The sequence below is a fragment of the Burkholderia sp. BCC0398 genome, from assembly GCF_902833245.1.
In the GTDB taxonomy this organism is placed as follows: domain Bacteria; phylum Pseudomonadota; class Gammaproteobacteria; order Burkholderiales; family Burkholderiaceae; genus Burkholderia; species Burkholderia sola.
This window is the reverse complement of the sequence record NZ_CADFEM010000004.1, coordinates 514,929-536,513: the sequence shown is the minus strand read 5'-3', so window position 1 is coordinate 536,513 and position 21,585 is coordinate 514,929. Positions and strand designations below refer to the sequence as shown.

At 65.6% G+C, this 21,585-nt stretch carries 21 protein-coding genes and 1 pseudogene; 15 read left to right on the top strand and 7 right to left on the bottom strand.

What is annotated here, in order from left to right:
- Position 1: 1 nt before the first annotated feature.
- Both sctQ and HWX76_RS11660 read right to left on the bottom strand, forming a co-directional pair.
- The gene (sctQ, locus tag HWX76_RS11665) at positions 2-1,156 is read right to left on the bottom strand and encodes a type III secretion system cytoplasmic ring protein SctQ (protein ID WP_176015828.1); all 1,155 of its coding nucleotides are present in this window, start codon (positions 1,154-1,156) and stop codon (positions 2-4) included.
- Between the two features lie 412 nt (positions 1,157-1,568).
- Positions 1,569-1,967, bottom strand: coding sequence for a winged helix-turn-helix domain-containing protein (locus tag HWX76_RS11660; RefSeq protein WP_050015044.1), 399 nt, complete (start codon positions 1,965-1,967; stop codon positions 1,569-1,571).
- Between the two features lie 417 nt (positions 1,968-2,384).
- Here HWX76_RS11660 and HWX76_RS11655 point away from each other — a divergent pair, with 417 nt between their 5' ends.
- Positions 2,385-3,587, top strand: a complete 1,203-nt coding sequence (locus HWX76_RS11655; protein ID WP_050015046.1) for a Fic family protein — start codon at positions 2,385-2,387, stop codon at positions 3,585-3,587.
- Positions 3,588-3,708: 121 nt separating this feature from the next.
- Here the strand turns inward: HWX76_RS11655 and HWX76_RS11650 are convergent, their stop codons facing one another.
- Together HWX76_RS11650 and HWX76_RS11645 are read right to left on the bottom strand one after the other, a co-directional pair.
- Positions 3,709-5,919, bottom strand: coding sequence for a xanthine dehydrogenase family protein molybdopterin-binding subunit (locus HWX76_RS11650; RefSeq protein ID WP_050015048.1), 2,211 nt, complete (start codon positions 5,917-5,919; stop codon positions 3,709-3,711).
- 2 nt (positions 5,920-5,921) lie between these two features.
- Positions 5,922-6,383: a (2Fe-2S)-binding protein gene (locus tag HWX76_RS11645; RefSeq protein WP_050015050.1), complete on the bottom strand. Its 462-nt coding sequence runs from the start codon at positions 6,381-6,383 to the stop codon at positions 5,922-5,924.
- 181 nt (positions 6,384-6,564) lie between these two features.
- Between HWX76_RS11645 and HWX76_RS11640 the strand changes: the two genes are divergently transcribed.
- The 9 genes from HWX76_RS11640 to HWX76_RS11600 all read left to right on the top strand — a co-directional run bounded on the left by HWX76_RS11640 (position 6,565) and on the right by HWX76_RS11600 (position 15,215).
- Positions 6,565-7,491, top strand: coding sequence for an AraC family transcriptional regulator (locus tag HWX76_RS11640; protein WP_050015052.1), 927 nt, complete (start codon positions 6,565-6,567; stop codon positions 7,489-7,491).
- Positions 7,492-7,830: 339 nt separating this feature from the next.
- A complete protein-coding gene (locus tag HWX76_RS11635; RefSeq protein WP_162484455.1) occupies positions 7,831-8,049 on the top strand; it encodes a hypothetical protein in 219 nt (72 codons plus the stop codon).
- Between the two features lie 1,213 nt (positions 8,050-9,262).
- Entirely contained in the window at positions 9,263-9,586 is a 324-nt protein-coding gene (locus HWX76_RS11630; RefSeq protein ID WP_050015054.1) for a hypothetical protein, read from the top strand.
- Between the two features lie 111 nt (positions 9,587-9,697).
- Positions 9,698-10,288 (top strand): hypothetical protein, encoded by a 591-nt coding sequence (locus HWX76_RS11625; RefSeq protein ID WP_050015056.1) that lies wholly within the window; start codon positions 9,698-9,700, stop codon positions 10,286-10,288.
- A gap of 72 nt (positions 10,289-10,360) precedes the next feature.
- Positions 10,361-10,642: a hypothetical protein gene (locus HWX76_RS11620; RefSeq protein WP_050015058.1), complete on the top strand. Its 282-nt coding sequence runs from the start codon at positions 10,361-10,363 to the stop codon at positions 10,640-10,642.
- Positions 10,643-10,686: 44 nt separating this feature from the next.
- Positions 10,687-12,312, top strand: a complete 1,626-nt coding sequence (locus tag HWX76_RS11615) for a chemotaxis protein CheA (protein ID WP_176015827.1) — start codon at positions 10,687-10,689, stop codon at positions 12,310-12,312.
- Positions 12,313-12,465: 153 nt separating this feature from the next.
- The gene (locus HWX76_RS11610) at positions 12,466-13,050 is read left to right on the top strand and encodes a hypothetical protein (protein WP_176015826.1); all 585 of its coding nucleotides are present in this window, start codon (positions 12,466-12,468) and stop codon (positions 13,048-13,050) included.
- A 131-nt stretch (positions 13,051-13,181) separates the two neighbouring features.
- Positions 13,182-14,579: a sigma-54 dependent transcriptional regulator gene (locus tag HWX76_RS11605; RefSeq protein WP_176015848.1), complete on the top strand. Its 1,398-nt coding sequence runs from the start codon at positions 13,182-13,184 to the stop codon at positions 14,577-14,579.
- 129 nt (positions 14,580-14,708) lie between these two features.
- Entirely contained in the window at positions 14,709-15,215 is a 507-nt protein-coding gene (locus tag HWX76_RS11600) for a hypothetical protein (RefSeq protein ID WP_050015065.1), read from the top strand.
- Positions 15,216-15,271: 56 nt separating this feature from the next.
- Here HWX76_RS11600 and HWX76_RS11595 read toward each other — a convergent pair whose 3' ends face one another.
- Positions 15,272-15,763, bottom strand: a complete 492-nt coding sequence (locus HWX76_RS11595; protein WP_011547320.1) for a hypothetical protein — start codon at positions 15,761-15,763, stop codon at positions 15,272-15,274.
- Here HWX76_RS11595 and HWX76_RS11590 point away from each other — a divergent pair.
- Positions 15,762-16,040, top strand: coding sequence for a hypothetical protein (locus tag HWX76_RS11590; protein WP_244137965.1), 279 nt, complete (start codon positions 15,762-15,764; stop codon positions 16,038-16,040). The genes HWX76_RS11595 and HWX76_RS11590 overlap by 2 nt on opposite strands.
- Positions 16,041-16,140: 100 nt before the next feature.
- The gene (locus tag HWX76_RS11585; protein ID WP_176015825.1) at positions 16,141-16,818 is read left to right on the top strand and encodes a response regulator transcription factor; all 678 of its coding nucleotides are present in this window, start codon (positions 16,141-16,143) and stop codon (positions 16,816-16,818) included.
- Positions 16,819-16,837: 19 nt separating this feature from the next.
- Here the strand turns inward: HWX76_RS11585 and HWX76_RS11580 are convergent, their stop codons facing one another.
- Positions 16,838-18,391 (bottom strand): methyl-accepting chemotaxis protein, encoded by a 1,554-nt coding sequence (locus HWX76_RS11580; protein ID WP_089489539.1) that lies wholly within the window; start codon positions 18,389-18,391, stop codon positions 16,838-16,840.
- Between the two features lie 793 nt (positions 18,392-19,184).
- Between HWX76_RS11580 and HWX76_RS36665 the strand changes: the two genes are divergently transcribed.
- From HWX76_RS36665 to HWX76_RS11565, 3 genes are all read left to right on the top strand, one after another.
- Entirely contained in the window at positions 19,185-19,532 is a 348-nt protein-coding gene (locus HWX76_RS36665) for a hypothetical protein (RefSeq protein ID WP_239468980.1), read from the top strand.
- 7 nt (positions 19,533-19,539) lie between these two features.
- A complete protein-coding gene (locus HWX76_RS11570) occupies positions 19,540-19,956 on the top strand; it encodes a DUF4279 domain-containing protein (RefSeq protein WP_089489538.1) in 417 nt (138 codons plus the stop codon).
- 124 nt (positions 19,957-20,080) lie between these two features.
- The gene (locus HWX76_RS11565; protein WP_143328907.1) at positions 20,081-20,650 is read left to right on the top strand and encodes a hypothetical protein; all 570 of its coding nucleotides are present in this window, start codon (positions 20,081-20,083) and stop codon (positions 20,648-20,650) included.
- A 136-nt stretch (positions 20,651-20,786) separates the two neighbouring features.
- On the opposite strand, the pseudogene HWX76_RS11560 reads toward HWX76_RS11565, so the two are convergent.
- Positions 20,787-21,546 (bottom strand): annotated as a pseudogene (locus HWX76_RS11560) (IS5 family transposase).
- Positions 21,547-21,585: the final 39 nt, after the last annotated feature.

Sequence of the window (21,585 nt, the reverse complement as noted above, 5' to 3'; positions counted from 1 at the left end):
TTCAGCGCTCGCGCGGCGCGGGTTGCGTCAGCGTGACGACGCGTACGCCGAGCTTCTGGCCGACCGCGATCAGATGGCCGGTGCCGATCAGCATCCCGTTCGCGACGAGATGGATCACGCTCTGGTTGATGCCCTGCTGCAGCTCGATCACGGCGCCCGGCTGCAGCGCGCTCAGTTCGCCGAGCGGCATCGACGTGGGCGGCAGCTCGAAGCGCAGGTCGACCGCGAGGCCGTCGAGCGAGCGCGGTGCGTCGGCGGGCGGCGCGTCGTGCGTCGTCGGCGGCGCGGAGTCGGTGCGGGTCGGTTCCAAAGGCATCTCCCTGATTCGTTCGACGGTCAGCCGGTTGCCCGACGGCCGTCCGGTGATCTCCCACGCCGGCGCGGCCGGCAGCCGCGCGACGCACAGCAGGTTCTGCTCGTGCGCCTGCCAGCGCTCGATCGCGATGATGTCGCCGCCGACGACGTCGGCCAGTTCGGCCGTCGTCAGCTCGGTGCGGCCGATCTCGAACACGAGCGGCACGGGCAGGCTCGCGTAGGCCGCGCGCGCGTCGGCGAGCGCGGCCGGCGCGGCCGCGAAGAATACGGCCAGCGCATCCGGCGCGTCGAACAGCAGTGCGCCGTGGCAGCGCCACGCGGCGTCGGCGCGCCGCAGCTCGAACCGCAACGCGGACGGCAACGCGTGCCAGGCCGGCGCGTTGTCCGCCGGCGGCAGCAGTTCCACGCGCTGCCGCGTCGCCGTCTGCAGCACGGCCGCGAGCGGCGCGGCGAGATCGGCGAGCAGCGCCGCGCGGATCACGGCCGGAACCGCCGGATCGGCCGCATCGCCGAGCCATTCGGTTTCCGCGATCGGGTCGATCCACAGCGTGCCGGCGGCCGGGCCGACGACGAAACGGTACGCATGTGCATCGGCGGCAGGCTCGGCGTCGACGCGCCAGCACACCTCGTACGCATGCTCGCCGAGCGTGACCGGGACGGCGCCCGTCGCGCAATACGCATGCGACAGCCCACGCGCGGCGGCGGCGGACAGGCGCGGCAGGTAGGGCGACGCGTCGAGCGCGACCGCGGCCGGCGCGGCGGCGGGCGGCGGCGAAGCGGCGGGCATGGCCCGGTTCGCGGCGTCGCCGGCGTCGGCATTCGTCAGGAACAGCGCAGGCACGGCGGGATCGGGGCGGATTCGGCGTCGGTTCGACGGGTTGTTCTGATGCCGGCGGCGCCGAGGGGCGCGCGGCTGCTGCGTCGATTGTAGGGACGGCGATGGCCGCGTGCCGCGCCGGAATCCGTAGTCGCGACCAGCGCGCGCAGACGGCGGGAGCGCGGCGCTACGAAGCGTGACGAAGTGCGGCAGGGTGCAGCGGCGTGCGGCGGCGGGCGATGAAGCGGGCGGCGCGACGGCTGGCGGTCAAAGGCGACCGCCGCCCGGAGGCGGCGGTCGGGGCGCGATTGGCTGACGGGGCCGGACGGCGGGCAGGCCGCATCCGGCTGGCAGGTCGCGAGGGGCTGCGGATCCGCGCAGCGCGGTGGGGAGGCGTTGCCGGCGCGCGGCGAACGGGCGGCGCGCGGGCGAAGCGTTACGCGTAGTCGGCGGACATCGCCGGCTGCGGCGCCGCGCGCATGATCGGCGCCGCGTCGTGGCGCTCGACGTGCGTCATCGCCGCACCGAACAGCACGAGACGATAGCCGACCGCGTAGATCGGGATGATGCGCAGGTTCTTGTCGTGTTCGAGCTGCAGCTTCGAACGGATCCGCGAGATATGAGTGTCGAGCGTGCGCGACGACACGCCGAGCTCGCGGCCCCATACGGCTTCCTGGATTGCCTGCCGCGGCACGATCTTGTTCATGTTGTCGAGCAGGAATTCGACGACGTCGAATTCGCGCGGGGTCACGTCGACGACCTTGTTGTCGATTTCGATCGTGCGGCGGACGAAGTTGATTTTTATGTTGTCGATGTACAGGTATTTGCAATCCATGGTGGCCCTCGCATGTCCGTAAAGGAGTGTTTGCGGGGTCCTGTGCTGCAACTTCCGGGCCAGGGAGATGGTTGTCCGGCGGTGCGAGCCCGCGGCAAGGGCGCGGACGGCGGGGAAGCGTTGAATTTAAAAGAATTTTTAACGGGGAGCGCCGGGCGACCGATGAAAGCGGCCGGGCAATAGTGAAGGATTGTTACGTAGCATCGGGTGGCGACGTTACGGGCGTTACGTCTGACGTAACGTGTGGGGAGGGCATCGTAACAAGCGGCACAACCGGGGTTAGCGGCATGCGATGGGAACCCTACATTGAACCCTACATTAAACTCTACGTGGTTCAATGAAAAATCAATATAAATCAGCAACATAAGTTATTATAATGGCCGACATTGAACCCTACATGGAACCATACAGGGAAGCATGACGACCGTCGCTACCTTCGAACCGTTGTTTCCCGAGGATCGCGTACTCGATCCGCTGCTCGAGCAGGCCGCCGAACTCGTCGATTCTTCGCAGCGGTTGCTTGCCATACGCGATACCCCGTTGGCCACCGCACTCGTGCCGCAATTGCGCGCGATGAACTCGTACTACACGAACAAGATCGAAGGCCAGCACACGACGCCTGCCAAGATCGAGGCGGCGCTGCATCGGGATTATTCGACCGATCTCGTCGAACGCAAGAAGCAGCGCTTTGCGGTCGCGCATATCGCGGCAGAAGCCGCGCTCGAGGAAGAGTGGCGTGCGCTACCGGTCGCTGCGTTGTTCGAGCCGGCGCGGATCTCGGCCATTCACGATCGCTTCTTTTCCTGCCTGCCTGACGACGAGCGAATGACCGCCGACGGCAATGTCGTCGTCCCGGGCGAATTTCGGCGCGGGGACGTGACGGTCGGGCGCCATCTGGCGCCGGAACCGGAAATGATCGCGCCGCTGCTTCAGGTCTGGGCGACACGTTACGCGCGCATTCGGGCCAAGGAATATCAACTGATCGGCATTGCCTGTTCGCATCATCGCCTCGCCTGGGTGCACCCGTTCATGGACGGCAACGGGCGCGTGGCGCGCCTGCATTCGCATCTCGGGTTGCGCGCTGCCGATCTGACCCACGGTCTCTGGTCGCCGCTTCGAGGGCTGGCGCGAGAGCATGAGCAGTATTACGCGAGGCTGAGCGAGGCCGACCAGACGCGTCGCAACGATCTGGACGGCCGTGGCAATCTATCCCAGGAAGGATTGGTCAAGTTCGCCCGGTTTTTTCTCGACTGCTGTCAGGACCAGGTCGGTTTTATGGTGCATATGACCCAGTTCGATGGAGTGACGGGACGGCTGCTGGATTTGCTGAGGTTCCTGGAGGCCAACCCATGGACGATTCGCTCGGAAAAATCCGTGATCAAACCGGAAGCGGCGGCGCTGGCGATGGAGTTCGTGGCGCTGCGCCGGACCGTCACGCGTGCGGAATTCGCGCAGATGCTGGGTGTCAGCGACGTACTGGCGCGCAGGATCGTTCGATCGCTGCTGGACTACGGGCTGCTGACCTCGCCTTCGCATCGCGGCGAGCTTTCTTTTGGATTGCCGTTGAATAGCCTGCGGTTTCTGTTTCCGAGGCTTTGGCCCGAAGTTGAGCAGGAGTGAGCGAGCGTGGCGGGCCGCGTCCTGTCATGCGGCTTCGGCCCGGATGAGCATGGTGTTGACGATGCGTTGAAAAACACCGGCCGCGGCGCATACCTTGCGCCGCAGCCGGCGTCCCGGCCCATCAAGCCTTCGCGCTCTCCGCCGAATCGAACGGCAGCACGTAATGCCGCTTGCCCGTCGCCGCGAAGATCGCGTTCGCCACGGCCGGCCCGACCGGCGCGACGCCCGGCTCGCCGACCCCGGTCGGCGCCTCGGCCGACGGCACGATATGCACCTCGACCTTCGGCATCTCGGCCATCCGCAGCACGTGATAGCCGTCGAAGTTGCGTTGCTCGACCTGGCCGTCCTTCAGCGTGATCGCGCTGTGCATTGCCGCGCCGAGCCCGAAACCGATGCCGCCTTCCATCTGCGCGGCGACGATGTCGGGATTGATCGCGATCCCGCAGTCGACCGCGCACACCACGCGCTCGACCTTCACCTTGCCGTCCGCATCGACCGACACCTCGGCCACCTGCGCGACATAGCTCTTGAACGCCTCGGCCACCGCGATCCCGCGCCCGCGGCCCTTCGGCAGCGGCTTGGCCGGATCCCAGCCGGCCTTCTGCGCGGCCAGCTCCAGCACCGCGCGCATCCGCGGCTCCTTCGCGAGCAGGTCGCGGCGGAACGCGTACGGATCCTTGCCGGCCGCATGCGCGGCTTCGTCGATGAACGCCTCGACCGCGTACGCCGTGTGCGAGCTGCCGACCACGCGCCACCACAGCACCGGCAGGCCGACCTGGGTCGTGGTGAGTTCGACCGACACGTTCGGCACCGCGTACGGCAGATTCGCCGCGCCCTCGACCGACGTCGCGTCGATTCCGTTCTTGACCATGAATGCCTCGAACGGCGTGCCGGCGAGGATCGACTGGCCGACGATCCGGTGACGCCAGCCCACCAGCCGACCGTCCGCGGTCAGGCCCGCGTCGAGCTTGTGGAAGTACATCGGCCGGTAGAAGCCGCCCTGGATGTCGTCCTCGCGGGTCCATTGCAGCTTGACCGGCTTGCCGTCCGCGCCGAGCGCCTTCGCGATCGACACGGCCTCGACCACGTAATCCGACCACGCGTTCGCACGCCGGCCGAAGCTGCCGCCCGCATACAGCGTGTGGATCTTCACCTGTTCGGGCTTCAGTCCCGCGACCTTGGCCGCGTTGCCCTGGTCGACCGTCTGGAACTGGTCGCCGGCCCAGATCTCGCAGCTGTTCGCCGTCAGCTTGACGACCGCGTCGAGCGGCTCCATCGGCGCATGCGCGAGATACGGGAATTCGTACGTCGCGCTGATCTTGCGCGCCGCGCCGGCGATCGCCGCATCGGCATCGCCGTCCTTGCGCGCGGACGCGCCCGGCTTCTCGGCGAGTTGCCGGTATTCGCGCATCAGCTCGTCCGAGCCGCGCTTTTCCGCCTTCGTTTCGTCCCAGTCGATCTTCAGCGCGTCGCGGCCCTGTTTCGCGGCCCAGAAGCCCGTCGCGACGACCGCGATACCGCCCGGCACCTGCACGACCGAGACGACGCCCGGCACGGCCTTCGCGGCCGTCGCGTCGAACGATTTCACCGTCGCGCCGAAGCGCGGCGGCCGCTGCAGCAGCGCGACGCGCATGCCGGGGAACGTCGTGTCGAGCGTGAAATGCGCGGTGCCGTTCGATTTCGACGATGCGTCGACGCGCGGAATCCGATGCCCGATCAGCTTGAAATCGGCCGGCTGCTTCAGCGTGACCTTGTCCGGCACCGGCAGCTTCGACGCATCGGCGACGAGCGTGCCGTATGCGGCCGTCTTGCCGCTCTTTGCGTGCGTGACGACGCCGTTGGCGGTGGTCAGTTCGGCGGCCGGCACCTTCCAGCGGGCCGCGGCGGCCGACACGAGCATCGCGCGCGCCTTGCCGCCCGCTTCGCGCAGTTGCTGCCACGAGTTCGACATGGCCGAGCTGCCGCCCGTGCCCTGCATCGTGCCGAACGCGAGGTTCGCATAGCGCTTCGCATCGGCCGGCGCGCTTTCGACGCGCACGCTCGACCAGTCGGCGTCGAGCTCCTCGGCGACGATCGTCGCGATGCCCGTATACGCGCCCTGGCCCATTTCGACGTGCTTCGCGATCACCGTGACGGCGCCGTCGGGCGTGATGCGCAGGAAGGCGTTCGGCGCGAATTCGCCGGCCGGCGCGGTCGCGGCGAGCGCGCGGCGGCCGAGGCCGGCCCAGTCGAAGCCGATGGTCAGGCTGACGGCGGCAGCGGCGCCCGCGGCTTTCAGGAACGTGCGGCGCGACGGGCGCACCGCATCGGTGTGGTCGAGTTCGATCGTCATGGTCAGGCTCCCAGTGTCGCGGCCGCATCGTGGATCGCGGCCCGGATGCGGGCGTAGGTCGCACAGCGGCAGAGGTTGCCGTTCATCGCGGCGTCGATGTCCGCATCGGTCGGCTTCGGGTTCTGTTCGAGCAACGCGGTGGCCGACATGATCTGGCCGGACTGGCAATAGCCGCATTGCGGCACCTGCAGCTTCACCCACGCGGCCTGCACGGCCTGCGCGGGCTTGCTTTGCACGCCTTCGATCGTCGTGACGTGCTTGCCCGCGATGCCGGCGAGCGGCAGCACGCACGAGCGTACGGCCTGGCCTTCGAGATGGATCGTGCACGCGCCGCACTGCGCCATGCCGCAGCCGAATTTCGTGCCGGTCAGTCCCGCGTGTTCGCGAATCGCCCAGAGGACGGGCATCGACGGATCGGCGTCGAGCGTGACGTTCTTGCCGTTCAGGACAAACGAGGTAGGCATGTTGTATGTCTCCGTGGGGAAAACCCGCCTTACGGGCAGGTTAGCCGGGAGTGTGCGCGAGCAGCCCGAATTTGCGTCTACCCAATCCTGCAAATTTATTGAACAATCCTGCAAATCCCCGGCACGCCGCAGGCCGTTTCGCTATGCTCGCGCGACACGGGAAATCATTCGAGGATGCGTCATGGACATGACCGATATCGTCGCGTCGCGCGAATCCGGGCGACGTGAGCTGGCGTCGCTGATCGGCCGTTTCGCGCCGGCGGACGGCTCGCATTCGACGGCCGTACCGGGCCTGATGCTGCATCGGCACACGCGGCCGGTCGATCTCGGCTGCGGCGTATCGCGCGCCGCGCTGGTGATCGCCGCGCAGGGCGCGAAGCGCGTGATCGTGGCCGGCCAGGCTTACGAATACGACACCCACAATTGCCTGATTACGTCGATCGACTTGCCGATCCTCTCGCGCGTGACGCGTGCGTCGGTGGACGAACCGTATCTGTGCCTGTCGCTGACGCTCGATCCGCAGCGCATCGTCGAGCTGGCGGCCGAGATGCGGCTGCCCGAGCCCGATGCGGGCCCGGAAGGCGAGGGGATTGCGCTCGCGGAGCTGACGCCGCCGCTGCTGGACGCGGCGCTGCGGCTGCTGCGGCTGCTCGATACGCCGGCCGACATCGCGGTCGTCGCGCCGCTGATCGAAAAGGAGGTGCTGTATCGGCTGATGACGAGCGGGCAGGGCACGCGGCTGCGGCACATGGCGATCGCAGGCAGCCAGACGCACCGGATCGCACGCGCGATCGAATGGATCCGCGATCATTTCGCGGAGCCGATGCGCGTCGAATCGCTCGCGCAGGCGGTCAACATGAGCGTGTCGTCGCTGCACCATCATTTCAAGCACGTGACGACGCTCAGCCCGCTGCAGTACCAGAAGCAACTGCGGCTGCACGAGGCGCGGCGGCTGCTGTTGCTGCGGCAGGGCGGCGACGTCGGGTCGGTGGCGGCCGTCGTCGGCTACGAAAGCGCGTCGCAGTTCAGCCGCGAATACAGCCGGCTGTTCGGCGCGCCGCCGATGCGCGACGTCGTGCATCTGCGCAAGAAGGAACTGCTCGGCTGACGGGCGGCGCGCTCCGGTCTTGCGCAGTGCCGACGGTCGCGCCACGGTTCGCGACTGTAATCGTCGCCTGTCCGATGCGGGCCTTCGTCGAAATCGAACGTTTGTGTCTCACGCGCGAGCCTTGGGGACAGGGAAGCACCCACGGAGATTGCTGGATCGTTACGGTTCGATGCGACGAAACGCGCGATGAATCAGGCTTTCACGAGATTGAAGACGTGAAAGCCGTCTTGAATCGAAATGTTTCAGTGATGAGAATCAAACGGATAACCGAGTGAAGATGTCTGTTCGATGAATCGATCGTCGTCGCTTCGTGCGCGAAGGTGAATCGAACGGTGAAAAATGAAGGCGCCCGTTTGTGTCGGAATTGGACGTTTTCATTCGTTCGGTTATTGCGACTGCAACACGCCGGATGGCACGATTTTTCGCCGCGTGATCGTGCGGGTATTTTCACGGATGAATCAAATTCCTTTTGCATTTCTCGGTGAACCCGTGTTCCGGCCGTATCGGCGGCCGTTCGGCGTGAAGCATCGAGCGACCGGCCCTGGTTCGTCGGGGTAATGGACGGCTGCTGGCATGCCGCAACACGCGGTTTGTCAGTGGAAACGCACGAACCCCGAGCGGTGAGTCGAGATTCGCCTCTCAAGATTGAAACACCCGTTCACACGGGTGTCCGCCAATGCCCAGCGAGCCGGATTCTTCCATCAAATCACGATATTGCGTCACGATCTTCAATGATCGCTGTAGGGGGCGCCTCATTATCGCGATACATTCATGAAACAAAAAAACGCCGTTTCTGGAGAAATGATCAGGCCTGACGGCCGCACGCCGCATGCAATGCTCGGTGGAATATCGCATGGCATGGGGTTTGCGATATAGGACGCACCGGCGAGCGGTCGACACGATGCAACAACGATGTGGGGGCGGCCAGTTCGTCACATGCCTGTCGGGGAAACGGCGATGAACACTATAAGCAGTGGCATGATCCGCGCATTTCTTGCGCACCAAAGGGGTAGTGGGAACGATCGGGGTAGCGCTTGCGACGCCGTGCCAGCGTCGTCGGTAGCGCGTTGCCTGTTTGCCGCCCTCCGCGCGCGCCGCGTGGTGGCGCGCTCGTCGCTTCGCGCGGCCACCCGCCGACAGCGGTGCTCCACTTCATTCAGCATTCCCGGATGCGGCCTGCTGTTCGTGCCGGACAGCGTGGCGCCGATTCCTCTTCAACCGTGCAGCGCCGTTTCGATCGCGCCGGGCCAGCCCCGGTGCCGGCCGGACTAGTTCGAACGCGCGTCGGCCGGTTATCCGGAAGGCCTTTCTTCGTCAGCTCAGGGAGCAGACATGTCGTCTGGCTGCAATGCCGGCCCGTTATCGCCCGGATGAAGGGTGCATGTCGAGCGGGCGCTGTATTTTGCGGTAGTCAATATAATCGCAGATTTTCAATTCCGGAAACGGGCGCCAGTGCCGGCATTCGTTTTCGACGTGGAATTGAAAATCGCGAGCCGGAAAGATGTGCGCGTCATTTTGGTTAATTGAATCAAGGGTGTTTTTTGGTCATCTCAATGATCGTAAAAATAATAGAAAACACCTACCAATAAACTTTGGCTAACTTAAAAACATAAAACTAGAATTCGGCTGTAAAAATAAAACGCCGACTTTCGATAAAGTACTGATTTATCAATTTTATAGTAATCCTTACTTTTAAGGATTGCTCGCGGCTGGAAGGTCGATGGCGTGCGATCTTCCGTGCTCATTCTCTCCACGCCGTTAGGAGTCCACCATGAAGAAGCTTCTGATTGCAGCAGCAGTTCTGGCGGTTTCGGGTGCAGCGTTTGCCGGCAGCGGCACGGTGTCGAGCAGCACTTCGTCGAGCGGTGGCCAGACGATGGCCGGGGTTGCCGGGTTCGGCCACTTCTCCGCGACCGATTCGGGCTCGGCGCTCGGCGCAGCCGGCGCAGCGGCCGGTGGCGGCAGCAGCGGTTCGATCTCGTACACGAACCACACGCAAACGTCGACGGTCGGTGGCTTCGGCTTCGGCGGCGCACAAGCGGGCGGCAGCAGCGGCGCGAACGCGGGCTCGACCGGCTGGACGTATCACCACTAAGCCGCGACGCATAGCGTTCGTCATTGGCTGGCGGGTCGGAAGCCGGGTCTTGCCCCGCGAGGGCAGGCCCGGCTCCGCCACCGTCGAACTTCCTCACAGCAAGGAATTGCTATGAAAGCCAAAGTCATATTAGCGACAGCGCTCACCGTCATTTCGTCCGCTGCTTTGGCGGCCGGATCGTCCACGACCAACCAGACGCAATCCGTCGCGGCGGGTGTTTCCGGTTCGGTGCTGGTCGGTTCCGGCAGCTATACCAGCAATTCGACTTCGACGGCCGGCGCGAATGCGGGCAGTACCGTGACACCCGCCGGCTCCGCCGGCACGGCGTCCGCGTATCACAACTCGACTTCGACGGCCAGCGGTTGGGGCACGAACGGGGGCGCGTTCGCGGCAGGCGGCGGTATCGGTGCCGCGGGCTCGTTCGCTGGAAACGGCAGCACGAACGAGAACGCGAATGCGCTTTCGGGAGGGGTGACCGCCACGATCGTACTCGGCGCGAACCACTACACGGCCACGGGCGCGAACGACCACGGCAATGCCAACGCGGGTGCCGTGGGATGGACGGGCGGTGGCGGGTCGGGCGCGATCACGGGCTCGAATCACTACAACTCGTCGACCGTGTGGAGTACCGGTCCGGCCGGTTCGCCGTCCGCATCGGGCGGAAGCCAGGGCGACTCGAGCGCGACCGGGAGCAGTCATTAGTCAGGTGTGGGGGGGCCAGTTTCCCAGCGACGCTGGTCTCTTTTCCGCATCGTTGTCACGTAAGGAGTTGGCATGAAGCAGAACCTGATTGCCGCCGCTCTGATGTTCGCGTCTCTGACGGCGTATGGCGCTGACCGTGCTGCCGATGGTGGGCAATCGACTATGCAGACGTCAAACAAACCTGACCAGACAACCAAACCGTCAGAACAACACACGCTTTCGTCGGGCAGTGCCATCGGCGGACCGGACACCCAGCAGTGGCAGGGCATGTCGGCCGGCTCGTGGTCCCAGCTGGGCAGCGGCTGGAAGCAGTTCGGGGAAGCAGCGAAAACTGAAGGCATTCAGGGGAATTAGTACGGTTGCCTGGGTCGGAGGTCAAACCTCGTCCGGAGAGTGAAATGAACAGCAACAGGATCAAGGTGGCATGTGCGGCGATGTTCGCGATGACCACGATCGGTGCCCAGGCGCAAACCGCCGATTCGACGTCGAGTGCGCAATCGTCGACGTCGTCGACGGCGATCAGCCAGGGCGGTGGGTCGAGCATGAACACGAACACCACGAGTTCGCGCGGCGGTAATGCCAGCAGCAGCAGCGGCGTGCGCGGCAGCGGCAATTCGAGCGTGAACGTCAACGTGACGATGCCGTCCGGCACGGCCGGCGGCAACGTGACGCCGCAGAGCGTGAACTCGCTCCAGTCGTCCGGGGCGCCCGGCACCAACCCGTACAACACCCAGATCTCGGAAAACGTCAATTACTCGGGCACGCAGACGATCAAGACGAACCCGTCGATTCAGGCGCCGGGCCTCACGACCACGCTGTCCGATACCTGCATGGGCTCGGTGAGCGTCGGCGTGTCGTTCCCGGGGTTCGGCGCGACCGGCGGCACGACGCTGGTCGACCAGGCCTGCGTGCGGCGTCTCGATGCGCGTGAATTCCGTGCGATGGGCCTGACCGACGTGGCGCTCGCGCTGCTGTGCCAAAGCGACGCGAACCGGCGCGCGGTGGAAGCGACCGGGCACCTGTGCCCGGGTACGACCGCGCCGCTCGCGCGTTCGAACGTGGCGCCCAGCGTCGAAGCGACCGTCGCGGACGACATCAAGTATCGCGATCCGATCGTGCGCGACCGGATGGGCCTGCCGCCGCTCGGCTCGGCCGCACCCGCGCCCGCACCGACGCGCCCGATCGAGACGGCTTCGATGCGCGCTGCGCCCGTTTCGGTGCCGGTCCCGGTCCCGGTGCTCGCGCCTGTCGCCGCCGCGCCGGCCGTCGCGACGCCAGCCGTTGCCGCCGCTGCTCCAGCCGTCGCAGTGCCGACGGTTGCCGCCGCAGTTCCGGCCGCCGCGGCACCGGCTGCTGCTGCCGCGCCTGCTGTCGCCGCCGCACCTGCGGCCTCGGTGGTACCGGCGGCCGCAATGGCAGCCGTGCCGGCTGCAGCCGTCATCGCCGCACCGGCTGTGGCCGACAAGGCAGCGCCGGCACCTGCCGCACCGGTTGCCGATACGAAGGCAGCGGAGCCCGCGCAGCCGGTCGCCGGCAAGGCCGCCGAGCCCGCCCCGGCGGTTGCCGACAAGACGCCCGAGCCTGCCCCGGCCGTCGCGGACAAGGCCCCCGAGCCTGCTCAGCCCGTCGCCGACAAGGCGCCGGAGCCGCTGCCGGCCGCGACCGACACGGCCCAGACCGCCGGCGAGCCGGTTGCCGAACCGATGCCGGCGGCAGCCGTCGTCGCGGCGCCTGCCGCCGATGCGAAGGCGGCCGAGCCGGCGCCGCAGGCAACCGCCGAAGCGCCTGCACCGGAGGCCCTGCAGCCTGCCGTCGCCGCTGCGCCTGCCGACATGCGGGCAGCGGACGCGAAAGCGCCGGACGCAGTGGAATCGGTTGGCACCGCGGCTGCACAAGCCGCCGGCATGCCTGCGCTGACCGATCCGGCGCAAGCGTTGCCGCCGGCCACGGTCGACCAGCAGGCCGCACCGGCGGCACCGATCGCGCCGGCGCCGGCCATCATCTCGACGAGCACCTCGTCATGAGCATGCGGGTCGGTTTGCCGTGCGACCGGCACGCTGGTCGCCCGGCAGGCGCTCGGCCCGATGCCCGACCCGCTTTTCCGGTTTGACGGGTGTTGCTCCCATCCCCGAGGTCAACACCTCTTTTTGCGTGACGAGTGCAAGGAGGCCTCAATCATGAGGATCTTTTTGATCGCTTTGTTGCTGGCCAGCGCGCAAGCCGCTGCGCAGTCGGTTTTCCAGAATCCCGCGGTCTTCGTCATCCTGAGCGAGCAGACCCTCGCGAACGCCGCGAGCGTCCAGCAGGCGCTGTCGACGCTCGGCCGTCCCGACAACACGGCATGCGCGCCGATGATGATGATCGGCGATCCACAGATGATCTACATGATGCCGGAAGCGGGTCACGCGCCGTCGTGGCAATCGCCGGTGTACGGCCGGGGTGCGCCGTTCGACGCGCAGAACGGGCCGAAGTCGACCGGCAAGACGGTCGGCGCGATGCAGCACGCCGAGGACATGCGGACGCAGCCGTGGAGCGACGGCAGCACGATCACGCAGCAGATCGCGGGCGAGTCGAGCGTCACGGCGGCGGACCGGGTGAACGAATGGCGGCACACCGGGCTCGACAGGATCGAGACGGCCCGCGCGTCGGACGTGACGGTGAACGGCAGGACCTACCGCGCGTATCGCGACGATCTCAACGGCCACGCGCAACCCGTCGTCGAGCCGCAGATCTACACGCAGCGCGTCGTGTTCTGCCGATGACGCATCGATTCGAGGACGGAGCGGCGTCGCGCCGCGGCGCTGCGAGCGCGCGACGCGCGATCGGGAAACGGCTGCTCCGATACACAACCTTATGCGGCGAGGCGATCGTGAACCATTGCTGTCAGCTGAGCATGTCGGGCGCCCGGGATGTCGAACGGCAGGTGAGCGCGCTGCCGTTCATCGCGGTCCGGCATCCCCCCGTCGCGCCGTCGCGGCCGCTCGTCTACCTGTCGCGGCAACACGATGCCGCGCTCGTCGATGTGCTCGCGTCGCGCGGCTGGGACGTATGGCACGCCAAAACCGTGGCGGACGCGCTGAATCTCGTCGAGGCGAACCGTCCGCACGCGGGCATCGTCGATTTCGCCGGTTTCGCGGCGCCGGACGTCGCGTCGTTCGAGGCGCTGCTGCGCGACCCGCGCGTCGGCTGGGTCGCGCTCGCCGACGGCGAGCGGCTGCGCAACATCACGATCGCGCGCCTGATCCGCCATTGCTGCTTCGACTACGTGCGCGATGCGACCGCCTACACGACGATCGGCTATCTCGTCGGCCATGCATACGGGATGCTGACGCTCGCGGACGGCGACCCGGCCGCGGAAGCGCCGCCGCCCGGCGGCGCGATGATCGGCGCGTGCGACGCGATGCGCCGGCTGTTCGCGACGATCCGCAAGGTCGCGAACACCGAGGCGACCGTGTTCATCGCCGGCGAATCCGGCACTGGCAAGGAACTGACGGCGGCGGCGATCCACCGGCAGTCGTCGCGTGCCGACGCACCGTTCGTCGCCGTGAACTGCGCGGCCATCCCGACGACGCTGCTGCAGGCCGAACTGTTCGGCCACGAGCGCGGCGCGTTCACCGGCGCGCACCAGCGCACGATCGGCCGCATCGAGGCCGCGCACGGCGGCACGCTGTTTCTCGACGAAATCGGCGACATGCCGTTCGAGAGCCAGGCGAGCCTGCTGCGGTTCCTGCAGGAGGGCAAGATCGAGCGGCTCGGCGGGCACGCGTCGATTCCGGTGGACGTGCGGATCGTGTCGGCGACCCACGTCGATCTCGAGGCCGCGATGCAGGCCGGGCGATTCCGCGCCGACCTGTACTACCGCCTGTGCGTGCTGCGTATCGACGAGCCGCCGCTGCGCATGCGCGGCCGCGACATCATGCTGCTCGCCGATCACGTGCTGCGGCGCTACCGCGGCGACGGCTCGTACCGGATTCGCGGCTTCACGCCGTGCGCGATCGCGGCGATCCACAACTATCCGTGGCCCGGCAACGTGCGCGAGCTGATCAACCGGATCCGCTTCGCGGTCGTGATGACGAACGGCCCGCTGATCTCGGCCGCCGATCTCGAGTTGCGCCCGTACACGTCGTTGCGGCCACCGACGCTCGCGCAGGCGCGCCGGCAGGCCGAGCGGCACGCGATCGAGGAAACGCTGCTGCGTCACCGCCACCAGCATGCGGATGCCGCGGCGGAGCTCGGCGTCTCGCGCGCGACGCTGTACCGGCTGATGAACACGCACGGGCTGCATGACTGACGCGCCGCGGCGCGCGACCGCTCAAGACCGCGCGGCGGCAGCCGTTAAAACAGCAAATGGCCGCGGCCGGCGCGCGCATCGATCGGCGCGCAACCGGCACGCGGCGCATCACGTTTATCCGAGGTCATCGTGGCAGAGTGCAATCACTGCGGCAGGACGTTCCTGGTCGGCGGGCGGTCGATCGACGGCCGCCGCTATTGCAGCCCGGCATGCGCACGGGCGCATCCGGTCGTCGTCGAGGCCGAACGGGTGCCCGACGCGAAGGTGCGGCAGTACGTCGACGACTGGCGCTACGGGCCTTGCCCGATCTGCCTGCGCGAAGGGCGGCCGGTCGACGTCCACGCGTCGCATCGCGTCGTGTCGCTCGTGTTCGTCACGCGCTGGGCGACGCGGCGCCACGTGTGCTGCCGCCGTTGCGGCCGCAGAAAGCAGGCGGTCGCGCTGCTCGCGTCGGCCACGCTCGGCTGGTGGGGGCTGCCGTGGGGCATCGTGCTGACGCCGATCCAGCTCGCGCGCAACGTGCTGGGCCTGGCCGCGCGCGATCCCGAGGCCGCGACGCCGCAGTTCGAGGCGCTCGTGCGGCGCAAGCTGGCCGCGCGCCGGCTCGCGCGGGCCGAGCGGGGCGCCCGGGCCTGATCGCCCGCCTCGGCGCGCCGTGCGCGCTTAGGGCCCGAACAGGCCCTGAGCCGGCCCTATGCCGGCCGGTCGAAGCCCGATGCGACCCAGCGTTCGGCGCTGGCCTTGTTGAGCTTGAACCCGGCCGACACCTTCGCGTCGGCCAGCAGCTCGCCATACGGATCGAACGCCTTGAGCTGCGCATACGGCTCGAACTCGTCCGGCACGATGTCGAGCGTCACCGACACATCCTGCCCGGCTTCGTCCTGCACCGTCACTTCCTTGTGCAGCAGCGCGCGCCGCTGCTGTTCGTGCCGCATCAGCACTTCGGTCGCGGTTTTCACGAGCGTGCGGAACGCGTTCGCGTCCATCGGCTTCGGGTTCTTCTTGTCGCGGCCCATGGTCCACGGCCCGACGAGCGCGGGCTCGGACTCGCCGTCCTTGACCATCTCGACGGCCCAGCCGTCGTCGTCTTCGTTCTTGATGATGCGGGCCGTCCAGCCGTTGTCGCGCCAGAGGCCGTCTTCGTGGATGGAGGTGTCGTCGGATTGCAGGTCGGAATCGGTCATGAGCAAAGCGGGGAGGTCGGGTAAGCCGGCGAAGGGGCGGCGGCGCGCGGCCGGCATCGGCGCGTCGCTCGCCGCCGGCGGCCCGGGGTGGCATGCAAACGCGCAATTTTACCTGCTGGGCGGCCGCGCGGCGCGCAACCCTGGCCATCGGGCCGATGCCGCGACGCTCGATCGCCGGCCGCCGGGCGTCGAACCGGCGCAAATATCAAACCAGTATTACGTCTTCGGCAGCCAATTCGTACGCCGTCCGATATCGCGCGCAGGCAGACATTCATAGAATCGACATTCAGGCTAAAAATAGCCTGAATGTCCTTTCAACGCCCCACCGGTCGCGCGCGTGTCGTGTGGCGCGGCCGGTGAACCACCAGGAATTGCGCATGAGGAAATTTAATGTTCGCATCGTCGTCGCGTACGACTGGCCGTTGACGCTGGCCGGTATCGAGCAGATCGCAGGCGGCGCCTGCGCGATCGAGCTCGCCGCGGTTTACCGGAGCGCGGCCGAACTGGTCGCGTCGCTCGGCGGCGTCGACTGTGACGTCGTGCTGGTCGACTATGCGATTCGCGGCGACGAGCAGATGGACGGCCTCGCGCTGTTCGACTGGCTGCGCCGCACGCGGCCGAACGTCGGGATCGTCGCGCTGGTCGCGAACGAGAACCCGCTGATCTTCCGGTCGATCCTCGCGATCGGCGGCGTGAGCGTGGTCAGCAAGCTCGACGAGGTCGGCCATATCGTCACGGCGATCCATTCGAGCTACAGCGGCGCGACCTACCTGTCGCCGTCCGTGCGCCGCGCGGTCGATGCGCTCGGCACGCACGGCGATGTACCCGTGAAGCTGTCGGCGCGCGAAATCGAGGTGATTCGCCTGTATCTGTCGGGCGTGCCGATCAAGACGATCGCGCAGCGCCTGAGCAAGGGCAAGCAGACGGTCAGCGCGCAGAAGATCAGCGCGATGAAGAAGCTCGGCGCGAGCAACGACGTCGAGCTGATCCAGCGCGCGGCGGGGCTGGGGCTCGGGAGCGGCGAGGCCGCGCGGCGGGCGGGCAGCGCGGCGTGAGTGCGGGGCGGGCTTGCCGTCAGGCCGGCAGCGCGAACCGCGTCACCGCGTCGCGCAGCGCCTCGGCCTGGTCGCGCAGCGAATGCGCGGCGGCCGCGGCCTGTTCGACGAGTGCCGCGTTCTGCTGCGTGACCTGATCCATCTCGCCCACCGCGCGGTTGACCTGCTCGATCCCGGCGCTCTGCTCGCGCGATGCGTGGCTGATTTCGTCGAGGATCTCGTTCACGCGCCGCACCGACTGCACGATCTCGGTCATCGTCTCGCCCGCGTGCGTGACGAGCGTCGCGCCGTGCTGGACCGTCTCGTTCGACGACACGATCAGCGACTTGATCTCCTTGGCCGCCGTCGCCGAGCGTTGCGCGAGCGACCGCACTTCGGCCGCGACCACCGCGAAGCCGCGGCCCTGTTCGCCGGCCCGCGCCGCTTCGACGGCCGCGTTCAGCGCGAGGATGTTGGTCTGGAACGCGATCCCGTCGATCACGCCGATGATGTCGCCGATCTTGTGCGAGCGATCGGTGATCTCGTTCATCGTGCGCACGACGTCGTCGACCACTTCGCTGCCGCGCGTCGCGACCTGCGCGGCCTGGCCGGCGAGCGACGCGGCCTGCGCCGCGCTGTCCGCGTTCTGTTTTACGTTCGCGGTCATCTCGTCCATGCTCGACGCGGTCTGCACGAGCGCGGCCGCCTGTTCCTCGGTGCGCTGCGACAGGTCGGTGTTGCCGGATGCGATCTCGCTCGCGCCGACGTTGATGTTCTCGGTGCCCATCCGCACGCGCGACACCATGTCGATCAGCCCGCCCTGCATCGTGTGCAGCGCATGCAGCAGGCTGCCGCGATCGTCGTGCTTCACGGTCACGCGCGCGGTCAGGTCGCCCTGCGCGATGCGCTGCGCGGCGTCGAGCGCCGCTTCGAGCTCGCCGCCGAGGCTCGCGCGCACGCTTTTCAGCACCAGCACCATCACGGCCGTCGCGATCGCGCCGAGCACGGCCGTCATCGCGAACCAGCGGCCGACGCTCGCGAGCACCGCCGAGCGCACGTCGTCCATGTACATGCCGGTCACCAGATACCAGTCCCACGGCGCGAAGCGCTGCACGGCGCTGGTCTTGTCCTGCGGCTTGTCCGCGCCCGGCTTCGGCCACAGATATTCGACGAAACCCTTGCCGCCTGCCGCGTTGCCGGCCTTCACGATCTCGACGAACAGGTGCTGGCCGTTCGGATCGGTGAAGTTCGACACGTCCTTGCCGTTGAGCTCGGCCTTGATCGGATGCATCACGATCACCGGCTTCGAATCGTTGACCGACACATAGCCGTCGGCGCCGTGGCGCATCGCGGCGATCGCCTCGAGCGCCTTCTGCTTCGCATCGGCTTCCGGCAGCGCGTTCTGCTGCGACAGCTTGTAGTAGTGATCGGTCACGCTCGCGGCCTGCGCAACCAGCGACGCAAGCTGGTCGCGGCGGTCCGCGATCATCGACGCGCGGGTCTGCCATGCGCCGAGCCCGGCGATCACGAGCAGGCCGAGCCACAGGATGACGATCATCGAGGCGAGTTTCTGATTCAGGGAGAGATTGCGCATGGTATGAGGTCGGTCAGTCGTGGAAGCTCGCCGGGACGGCGTGACGGGATACATGTTTTGACGGCGTGAAACGCGCGGCGCCGTAGGCGGGAAATCCCTTAGAAGATGCTGCGAAATCAATCGGACGCTGTCTTGCGTTTGTTCCAGCAAATCAAGCAGCACGCGAGCGAGAGGAATGCCTCGTGCACGTGTGCGTACCGTTCGTAGCGAATCTTGAGGCGGCTGCGAAAAAGTTAACAGACCTAAGCCGTGATTTCGCAACAGCTTCTATGCGGCGCGTTATAAGGCGTCGCGCCGGACCGGAAAACGAACCCCTCCGCGCCTTCACAGGCCGGGGGGAGGTGCGATCCAGTGACCAGGATTCGTATGGAGAATTCGAGTTGTGGCCGTAACTATCGACATTGGCTCAGGAAAGCGCGCTACGCTGTCCAGTGACAGCGGGGCAATTCGGCCTGCGGAACAGCGCGCGGCTGTCTCAGAATTAATGCTCCATTGGCCGAAGTATTCCGCATTGATGGCGGAGGCTGCCAGCTACCTTCGGGAACTCGGGCTTGCCGGGTCGTTGTCCGGCGATCCCGTCGCCGCGCTTAGGTCAGCGATAGAGGACGGCCGGGTTACCGTCTCGATCGATAGGCCCGTGGCAAGTGGGGGTGCTGGGGGCGGTGGCGGACCATCAACACCGCCTTTCCCAAAGGGCAGTAGGTTTGCCAGTGTGCCGAGGATGGCTGCGCTTCCAGCGGACAAGCCGATACCGTCTTGGGCCGTACCAAGCGATGTGTCAGCCGGTGAACTCATGAGTTACCTTCAAAGTGTCGTTGCCGGTACTGGCGGCGCACTAGCAGGCGGTACGCCTCAACTTGCGAACTCGTTTGGATCGGGTTCGCCGCTAGGTGATGCGAACGTGTTTGACTACGCTGATAGCCCTTTGAGCGGTGACATTCAAGAGCTGGCGGCAAGCACGACTAACCCGAACTTTGCGGCGAAAATGCTTGGTTACCAGCGTAAAATCTTCGGCAACATGATCCACCAAATGAAAGACGCGAATGATTTGGGAGGGGCCGATAACGTTCTCTGGCACGACAACGGAGACGTTGAATTCAAAGGTGTCGTGATCGACAACATGCACAACTACGGGGACTGAGCGGATCATGAAAAAACAGCAACTTGCACATGCATCATTCTCTATTTCAGGCGATCGCGTCGTCCCCAAATTTTGGACAGACTATTTCCGCGTCGTACCCGATACGGAGGTAACGAAAGGGGAGCGGGTAAACGATCCGACAGGACAGGGGCGCGTCATAACGCGTCGCACGAGTGTTTGGGCGGTTCGCAGTGACGGCGCTGTCCACAGTGATCAACTGGAACCCCATCTTCGCTATCTCATCAAGCATCTGTCTTTGCCGCGCCCGGACCTGCGCGGGCTTATCGACGGTGCGGGCGCTCGGGTCCGTCTCCGCTGCTATTGGGACAACGAGAGCGGTAAGCGCGTGCCGGACGTGCCGGACGATATCCGGGCTCTTGTGGAATCGCTCGGAGGCGAGGTCGAGGTCGATGAATACCGATAGCGCGGATCAACGCACCACTGAGAAGTACATGGCATTGCATTGGAGGGTTGTTCAGTCAAGCGACGTACTATCAAACTGAGCGTGCTTGTTGTCGTATGTGCAGCGATTTTTTTGAAAAATATCGATGGATAACAAAGATCATATAAAGGACACTTTCGATCTTGAAAGAGGTAGGGCGATCGACGCATTTGCGAACATTGAGAGCCAGCTTTGCTGGGTTATGGCTGATGCGGGAAAAATTGACCATCAGATTGCATCTGTCATTTTTTACTCAAATATTTCAATGAGTCCACGGATTGAAATCGTGACCGCCATTCTAGAGGCGTCCTGCGGAGATCAATTCAAGAAATTTTGGGATTCGGTGCGCAAGATCGTTGCTTCGCTAAATAAGCAAAGAAATAAAATCGTGCACTGGCACGATTACCCTGTATTCGAAGGGGCAGATATAAAGTATGTGGCTGAAGTTTTGATTCATCCTGTTATAGGTGATAAAAATGCAAAACTCCCCCAACTGGCGATTGATGATCTTCGTCAATTTATTAAAAAGGCGAAATACACCTCTAAGGTTCTTGGGGTGTTTAGAAGGTGTTTTGATGAAAGGTTGGGTGACGCGATAGTTCGTCGTGACATTGAAAAATTTTCAGATGCGGAAATTACATTTCCACCACCTAAAAATGATTTATTTTTCAGCTAAATGATTTCTCGTTTTCTTTCGAAGTGCAGCGTACCGTACGCTGCCCCTGAGATCTCTTCGGTCGGCTGGGGACACCCACGAAAATCCACGAAAAACCAACAAAAGCCCCGGCACCTTCATTAGGTCCGGGTTTTTTTCATTTACTCAACAAGGATGACGCCGCGCAGTGCTGCCTTTTCTGCAACCGTCGATTAACCAGTACAGACGCGGCTCGACGCTCAAAGCGAATGCGAGGACGACGAAAATTGTGCAGCCATGCGTGAGTACGCTCGACCACCCAGCGGAGCTTGCTAGTCCGCTGCCGCATTCCATACGGCGCAGGGCGATCACCGGTTCGATACCACGCGCACGAAGCCGCTGACGATGCGGCTCGGAGTCATAGCCTCGATCTGCGTAGATGACTTCGGGCTTGCGAAGCAGTCGGCCGCGTACGCCGCGAAGTGGCGGGACCGCGTCGATGAGCGGCAGCAGCTAGGTAACGTCGTTGCGATTCGCGCGAATCAGGATGGCACCGATGGGGACGCCATTGGCGTCGACGAGGATGTGATGCTTCGAACCTGGTCGCGAGCGATCGATGGGGGTCGGGCCAGTTTTTCGCCCGCCCCAACGGCTCGCACCGACGATGAATCGACCGCTGCCCGTGAGAAATCGAGTTCGCCGGCTTCGCGTAACTTCGCAAGCAGCAGTTCGTGCAACGCGCTCCACACGCCGGCCCTTTGCCAGTCGCGCAAACGCTTCCAGCAGGTCGGCCCTGAGCCAAATCCCAGCTTGGTCCAGAGGTCGCACCAGCGTATCCCGGTCTTGAATACGTTCAGGATGCCGTCCAGTGCCGCCCGGTTGGAAACCGGGAGCCGTCCTGGGTGTTTCTTGCGGCGTGGCTTTGGCGGTGGCAGCACGCTAAGAAGCGGTCATTTCCCGATGCCCGTTACGCGGGC

What these genes read in the sequence shown, in the direction of transcription:
- HWX76_RS11660 (WP_050015044.1), bottom strand. Translation starts at nt 1,967, where the DNA reads ATGGATTGCAAATACCTGTACATCGACAACATAAAAATCAACTTCGTC.
- HWX76_RS11655 (WP_050015046.1), top strand. Translation starts at nt 2,385, where the DNA reads ATGACGACCGTCGCTACCTTCGAACCGTTGTTTCCCGAGGATCGCGTA.
- HWX76_RS11650 (WP_050015048.1), bottom strand. Translation starts at nt 5,919, where the DNA reads ATGACGATCGAACTCGACCACACCGATGCGGTGCGCCCGTCGCGCCGC.
- HWX76_RS11645 (WP_050015050.1), bottom strand. Translation starts at nt 6,383, where the DNA reads ATGCCTACCTCGTTTGTCCTGAACGGCAAGAACGTCACGCTCGACGCC.
- HWX76_RS11640 (WP_050015052.1), top strand. Translation starts at nt 6,565, where the DNA reads ATGGACATGACCGATATCGTCGCGTCGCGCGAATCCGGGCGACGTGAG.
- HWX76_RS11635 (WP_162484455.1), top strand. Translation starts at nt 7,831, where the DNA reads ATGAAGGCGCCCGTTTGTGTCGGAATTGGACGTTTTCATTCGTTCGGT.
- HWX76_RS11630 (WP_050015054.1), top strand. Translation starts at nt 9,263, where the DNA reads ATGAAGAAGCTTCTGATTGCAGCAGCAGTTCTGGCGGTTTCGGGTGCA.
- HWX76_RS11625 (WP_050015056.1), top strand. Translation starts at nt 9,698, where the DNA reads ATGAAAGCCAAAGTCATATTAGCGACAGCGCTCACCGTCATTTCGTCC.
- HWX76_RS11620 (WP_050015058.1), top strand. Translation starts at nt 10,361, where the DNA reads ATGAAGCAGAACCTGATTGCCGCCGCTCTGATGTTCGCGTCTCTGACG.
- HWX76_RS11615 (WP_176015827.1), top strand. Translation starts at nt 10,687, where the DNA reads ATGAACAGCAACAGGATCAAGGTGGCATGTGCGGCGATGTTCGCGATG.
- HWX76_RS11610 (WP_176015826.1), top strand. Translation starts at nt 12,466, where the DNA reads ATGAGGATCTTTTTGATCGCTTTGTTGCTGGCCAGCGCGCAAGCCGCT.
- HWX76_RS11605 (WP_176015848.1), top strand. Translation starts at nt 13,182, where the DNA reads ATGTCGGGCGCCCGGGATGTCGAACGGCAGGTGAGCGCGCTGCCGTTC.
- HWX76_RS11590 (WP_244137965.1), top strand. Translation starts at nt 15,762, where the DNA reads ATGAGCAAAGCGGGGAGGTCGGGTAAGCCGGCGAAGGGGCGGCGGCGC.
- HWX76_RS11595 (WP_011547320.1), bottom strand. Translation starts at nt 15,763, where the DNA reads ATGACCGATTCCGACCTGCAATCCGACGACACCTCCATCCACGAAGAC.
- HWX76_RS11585 (WP_176015825.1), top strand. Translation starts at nt 16,141, where the DNA reads ATGAGGAAATTTAATGTTCGCATCGTCGTCGCGTACGACTGGCCGTTG.
- HWX76_RS11580 (WP_089489539.1), bottom strand. Translation starts at nt 18,391, where the DNA reads ATGCGCAATCTCTCCCTGAATCAGAAACTCGCCTCGATGATCGTCATC.
- HWX76_RS36665 (WP_239468980.1), top strand. Translation starts at nt 19,185, where the DNA reads ATGAGTTACCTTCAAAGTGTCGTTGCCGGTACTGGCGGCGCACTAGCA.
- HWX76_RS11570 (WP_089489538.1), top strand. Translation starts at nt 19,540, where the DNA reads ATGAAAAAACAGCAACTTGCACATGCATCATTCTCTATTTCAGGCGAT.
- HWX76_RS11565 (WP_143328907.1), top strand. Translation starts at nt 20,081, where the DNA reads ATGGATAACAAAGATCATATAAAGGACACTTTCGATCTTGAAAGAGGT.